Raw genomic sequence first — 4,828 nt, 5'->3', positions numbered from 1 at the left:
GCGGGTACGAACGTGTGCTCAGCGACCTCGAGGATCCGTACACCCTGCATCACCGCGGTCATGAACACTCTCCCGCCTCATCGCCGGTGGCGGTCACCGGCCACATCGTGTACGCGGGGATCGGCGGATCACCTTTCCGCCTGGGTGGATTCCCTGCGCGCTGGTGGGCGCGCCGCGGGCGGCGGTGAGGAGCCCTACCGGCCGGGGCGCCGGTGAAATCCACCGAGCTGGTTGGGCGCGGAATCTTCCCGGCGGGCTGCTTGAGATCAAGCTGAAGGTCGCCTGTCTGTTCGCCGGGCCGGGTGGAGAAGTCTTTTTGGTGATGTCGGGAGAACGCCGACAGTGCGGGCCAGATGGCGCGCGTCGGGAGAAGACATGACGTTTGCCGGTCAGCCGGGTGGGTGGTGGCGGGGGTGGGTCTGGTCATGCGACCAGCCAGGATGTGGCGACGACGTCGGTCGCGGTACCCCGCCGCTCTCGTGGCCGGCGGTTGGGACCCATGTCGGTAGACACAAGTAGGTCCGCGCTGTAATCGTGGCCGCACACCCACTCCTTATGCGACTGGCGGTCGCTTGCCAGTGGATGAGTATGCGGGCGATGCTCGCATACCGTCAAGACGGAACCGGAGGGCCCTGTGACATCTTCACCACCCGCAGTGACCGATGGTCTCCGGTCGCCTGCTCACGGCGACGGAGCCGCACCGACCGAGGAGACGGCGGTACCCGCCGAGCCCGGATCCGCCCGCTGGTGGGCGGAGCGCGCCCTGGTCGACCGTCGCCGCAGGCCGCGAGCCGGCGGACTGTCCACCGAACGCATCGTCGAGACGGCCCTGGAGATCCTCCGCGAGGAAGGGCTGGAAGCGCTGACCGTGCGCTCGGTCGCCGAACGGCTCGGCACCAGCAACGCCTCGCTTTACCGGCACATCGCCAGCCGCGACGAGCTGATCGCCCTCATCGCCGACCACGTGATGGGCGACATCCGGCTCGATCGCACCGGCCGCGGCTGGCGCGCCGACGTCGAGGCGCTGATGTTCGAGATGCGCAGGGTCATCCTCAGCCAGCCGCTGCCCCCGTCGGCTGGACGGAGCAAATCGGGATCCGGATCCGGGCCGAACATGCTGCGCCTCGTCGAATTCGCCCTCGCCCTGTACCGCGAGGCCGGACTGACCGACAGACAGGCGGTCTACACGACCATAACGATGATCGAGTTCGTTGGCGGTTCCACCAACATCCGACGCAGCCCCGCCGGTCGCGGCTCGAACGGAGTGGCCGGAGCAGCCGACCTGCGCCAACTTCTCGACGGACTACCCGCCGACGACTTCCCGGCGCTGCGTACGGCCGGGAATCTCTACACCGCCGCCTCCGCCGACGACGTCTTCACCCACGGCATGACCCTCTTCCTCGACGGCGTCGCCAGCCAACTCCCCAGCAATCAATAACCGCACCGCGGATACCCGCCCCCTGAGAGGCCAAGCTTGAACAGGGCGGCTGCGCCGACCCAGCGGTCCCCCGGCGTCGCGCGACCAGACGCCTCCCTGCACGCCCCGTCCCGGGCGCTTTGATCCCGTCCTCAACGGGGACGGGAATCGGCCAGCCCCGGTTCCATTCCCTGACGGCGCCCGACAGCCTTCTGTCAGCAGCTCGAGGTACTGGACGAACTGTCCGAGCTGCTGCTGTACCAGGGCACCCCGGGCCCGGCTCCCCGCCGGCGACGGGTCCGGAACCGCGGACGAACATCGACCGACGGGCCGGGTCGCGATCTCGTGCCCGGATCAACACCCCTCTACCCGCGGAGCAGGATGGCGGTCGCGTCATCGTGGCGCTTCTCCTGGCGGCGTGCAGACATCTCGGGTGCCTCGGCGCGCTCCGCCGCGCGGGTCCGGCGAATCAACTCGGCAGGCCCCGACTTGTCCAGAAGATCCATCAGGCCCAGCCAGTCCAGCACGCCGAACTGTTCGACGAGCCGGGACGCGCCGTCCGACAGCAGGGCCGCGCGGTGGACCTCCTCAGCCGGCGCCGAACCGGTGACGGCCTGATATGCGGCGTCAGGGTTGGTGGAAGCCACCCAGAACCCGCCCGGCTGGTTCCGGGAACGGGCCACCCCGTCTGCCGAGTAGTCCGGCAGGTGCGCTATCCGGTCGTCGATGATCGGGCGGATGGTTCCACCGAGGTCGAGGATCAGCGGCGAGTCGGCAAGGACGAGGTATTCGAACTCGTCGGATGTCCACCGTGCGATGACGGCGGTAGAGCTGGGACTGTCGGGGTTCGACAGGTCGCAGTCGGGGCCGTGCTGGCGGCGGGTTGCCTGGATGGACTCGGCAAGCAGGTCTGGGAGAGCTGGGAGAGTCTGCTGCGAGCTGAGTAGCCGCTGGGCGAGCTCCCCGGCGAGGGTGCTGGCGAGCCAGCGGACGTCGTGCACGCACCCGGAGACCACACCGGCACGGGCGGTCGCGCCGTCGAGGATGAACGCCCAGCCGTCGCCGACGGCGACCGCGTCCTCGTTGACCCGGCCGGGGGTGTGCTCGGTGGCGAAGGCCGCGCGCATCAGTCTGGGATCTTGAAATGGTTGAAGGGCTGGGCCATGTCACCTGCGATCACAGCGTGCACACCTCCACCAGCCGACCGCCGACAGCGTAGGGCAGGTAGGGCAGGACGTCAGCCTGCCAGCGACGCTGGCATCGCCACAGCCCGCGGCGACTGCACCCCGCTACAGCCGCTCCGTCACGAGGTTCGCCGTGACGGAGCCCTCCTTGTTCAACCCACCCTCACCGAATCGTCACTGTACGAATCAAAATGATTGCGATACGCTTCCTTGCGGGGGTGTGGGTGATGCCCGAACTCCGCAACGTCGTCGTTTCTGCACATAGTCCGTGGCGTCTGACCCGTTCGGGCCGTACGCCACGAGTGTTGTGGTGCGCCATCGCCGCCGCCCTGGCGCTGCTGGGGCTGGATGTCGCTTTCGCGGTGCTGCTGGACCTACGCTCCGCCCGCGTCGCCACGGACCTCGTCTCCGCCGCCGCCCAGTTCGCCGCCGCGGCCGCCTGTTTCTGGACCGCCCGGTGGGTACGCGGGGCGGAGCGCCGCTGGCGGGTGCTCGTCGGTCTCACCGCCGCTGGAGCGATGCTCGCCAGCCTCTCGATCGCACCGACGTTGCTGGCCGGAGACCTGCCCCACAGGCAAGGCATGTCCCCGGCGTATGCCGTCTTCCTCAGTTTCTACGGGGTGGCACTGGCCGGGCTGCTGTCCCTGCCCACCGACCCGGTGGACGACCGAGGCGGGAGCCCTGGCAGGCGGTGGTACGGCGCCCACCGCTGGCATGCGATCACCCTGCTGGACTGCCTGCTGATCGCCGGCTCGCTCGTCCTGCTGCAATGGGGGACGGTGCTCGCCACGATCGTCCAGACCGGCCCCGGCCTCAGGCCGTTCCGGCTCGCCCTGACCCATCAGGGTGCCGGTCTGATCCTCGCCACCGCGGTCGTGCTGATCGCCAGCTTCCGCCGGCCCCGCGCCCCGGCGACGCTGGCGCTACTGGGCACCGGCCTGCTGGCCTACGGACTCACCACCAACGTCATGACCTACGTCGCCGCCGAGTACGGGTTCCACCTGCCGCCCTGGGGCCTGATCGGGTTCGCTCTCGCTTTCCTGCTGATCTTCCTCGCCGCGTTCGTCCCGGCCCCGGCCCCCGCACCCCCTGAGGGCCCCGCCCCGCCCAGCCCGCGGGCGATGTGGACGTACGCCGCGTTGCCCTACATCGTGCTCGCCGCGGCGGGCCTGCTGATCCTGGGCAAGATGGCCACCGGTGCCCACCTCGACCGGTTCGAGACCTACGGCATGATCACACTGCTGGTGCTCGCCCTGCTCCGGCAGATGGTCACCCTCGCCGAGAACACCCGGCTACTCGCCGAGATCCGGGAACGCGAACGGCAACTGCACCACCAGGCGTTCCACGACCCGCTGACCGGCCTGGCGAACCGGACACTGTTCACCCGCCGGCTGCAACGAGCCCTCACCCAGGGCACCGACAGCGACACCACCCACACCCCCGCCATCACCTCCGGCGAGGACACGGTGTCCGTCCTGTTCCTCGACCTTGACGGCTTCAAAAAGGTGAACGACACCTTCGGCCACGCCGCCGGCGACGAACTCCTCCAGATCAGCGCCGACCGGCTACGCGCGGAAACCCGCGCGATCGACACCGTCGCCCGCCTCGGCGGCGACGAGTTCGGCGTCATCCTCGACGGCTGCGGCCCCGACGACCCCCGCCGCATCGGCGAACGGCTCGCCACCGCCGTCCAGGCCCCCTGCCTGCTGGCGGGGCGGCCCTACACCCCCCGTGCCAGCCTCGGCCTGGTCACCCTCGACAGCACCCGCACCCGACCCGCCACCCCCGACATCCTGATCCACCAGGCCGACCTGGCCATGTACACCGCCAAACGCGCACAAACCGGCGGACTCGTCATCTACCAACCCGACCCGTCCACCCCCACGACCACCACCAACCATCACCCCGACCACCCGACACGATCGGTTGAAAGTTCGGTTTGTGGGTTTCGGGACCGCCCGGCGCACGATCCGGGTCCCGTTCCGTGAATTCCCCGCCACGCCCCGACGGGTCGTGCTTGTCATAGGCCGCCCTCGCCCAAGGCGCGGAACCTGGATACCCGGATACCGGCCATGGCCTGGTCGCAATGGGTCCCGTCGCTGGCCAGACAGTCCCTAGGGGACGCGGGCGATGGCGCCGTAGACGTTGATGCGGCTGTCGGCCAGTTCCTCACCGGCGTCCTTCTCCGCGTGCCAGCGGTGGACCGGCACGACACCCGGCTCGACGA

At 69.6% G+C, this 4,828-nt stretch carries 5 protein-coding genes; 3 read left to right on the top strand and 2 right to left on the bottom strand.

The window, feature by feature from the left end; all coding sequences use genetic code 11:
• Positions 1-188 (top strand): hypothetical protein (locus MXD62_RS27015; RefSeq protein ID WP_248832223.1); only part of this gene is annotated, 188 nt, incomplete at its 5' end.
• A gap of 467 nt (positions 189-655) precedes the next feature.
• The gene (locus MXD62_RS27010; RefSeq protein WP_248832222.1) at positions 656-1,438 is read left to right on the top strand and encodes a TetR/AcrR family transcriptional regulator; all 783 of its coding nucleotides are present in this window, start codon (positions 656-658) and stop codon (positions 1,436-1,438) included.
• 344 nt (positions 1,439-1,782) lie between these two features.
• Here MXD62_RS27010 and MXD62_RS27005 read toward each other — a convergent pair whose 3' ends face one another.
• Positions 1,783-2,544: a protein phosphatase 2C domain-containing protein gene (locus tag MXD62_RS27005; protein WP_248832221.1), complete on the bottom strand. Its 762-nt coding sequence runs from the start codon at positions 2,542-2,544 to the stop codon at positions 1,783-1,785.
• A gap of 284 nt (positions 2,545-2,828) precedes the next feature.
• Here MXD62_RS27005 and MXD62_RS27000 point away from each other — a divergent pair, with 284 nt between their 5' ends.
• Positions 2,829-4,589, top strand: coding sequence for a GGDEF domain-containing protein (locus MXD62_RS27000; RefSeq protein ID WP_248832220.1), 1,761 nt, complete (start codon positions 2,829-2,831; stop codon positions 4,587-4,589).
• A gap of 126 nt (positions 4,590-4,715) precedes the next feature.
• On the opposite strand, the gene MXD62_RS26995 is transcribed toward MXD62_RS27000, so the two are convergent.
• The coding region (locus tag MXD62_RS26995; protein WP_251082386.1) for an SAM-dependent methyltransferase at positions 4,716-4,828 on the bottom strand (113 nt) is incomplete at its 5' end.

Source organism: Frankia sp. Mgl5, assembly GCF_023242985.1.
GTDB lineage: Bacteria > Actinomycetota > Actinomycetes > Frankiales > Frankiaceae > Parafrankia > Parafrankia soli.
Note: the sequence above shows the minus strand (reverse complement) of the source record. Positions and strands in the feature narration are given on the sequence as shown.

Bases quoted from the DNA above. Each gene is read 5' to 3' on its own strand.
- MXD62_RS27000 (WP_248832220.1), top strand. From the start codon at position 2,829: ATGCCCGAACTCCGCAACGTCGTCGTTTCTGCACATAGTCCGTGGCGT.
- MXD62_RS27005 (WP_248832221.1), bottom strand. From the start codon at position 2,544: ATGCGCGCGGCCTTCGCCACCGAGCACACCCCCGGCCGGGTCAACGAG.